The 686-nt window shown below is 47.8% G+C and carries 1 protein-coding gene; it reads right to left on the reverse strand.

Translation table 11 applies throughout. The annotated features are described in order from the left end of the window. Positions 1-19: 19 nt before the first annotated feature. Positions 20-622, reverse strand: a complete 603-nt coding sequence (locus tag B0682_RS07700; RefSeq protein ID WP_078307970.1) for a type IV pilin protein — start codon at positions 620-622, stop codon at positions 20-22. Positions 623-686 lie beyond the last annotated feature (64 nt).

Below are 686 nucleotides of genomic sequence, written 5' to 3' on the forward strand. Positions count from 1 at the left end.
AACCACCCCACAAACAAAATCACCAACTTTTGGCACTGATGCCACAACCGTTGCTGTTTTGCATGGTGGCAACATCAGGGGTGGCACTGGAAGTCATGCACTTTATATTATGGCTGTCCAGATATATTTTAGACGCACCCATCAGATTGCTGCTTGGTTCTGCCACCATCATCCAATCACGTCCGATGGCGATGTTGCTCAGTGCTGATGTCTGTGCTGTGGCAGTAGGTGGTACCAGTGAACTGGTTGGACTGCGGTTGGTTAAGGTGATGATGTAGCGATAATTTGTTGCTGTGCTGCCTGTTGGCACATAAATTTGGGTGTTGCCCACATCATAGCAGTTGTTGCCTGTGCCACAACTGCTTGGGTGAAAATTGCGATAGCTTAGGCTGTTGCTACGCCACCGCTCCAACTCAACAGCCAGTTGTTGCATTTTAGCCTGAGCTTGAGCTTCGGCATTACGAATGACAAATTGACGATAGGACGGTAAGGCAATCGCTGCGATGATGGCGATGATCGCCACTGTTATCATCAGCTCGATTAATGTAAAGCCCTGATTGCTCAGTCTATGTTGCCCATTGGTGGCGATGTTGGGCAAGTTATGATGTGTTGTGCTTAACATGGGTGGTTACCATCAAATTGTCTGCTGGTGGATTAGGGCTTTTCATACCATTGTCTGGGTTGTA

This window comes from Lwoffella lincolnii (assembly GCF_002014765.1).
GTDB classification, from domain to species: Bacteria; Pseudomonadota; Gammaproteobacteria; order Pseudomonadales; family Moraxellaceae; genus Psychrobacter; species Psychrobacter lincolnii.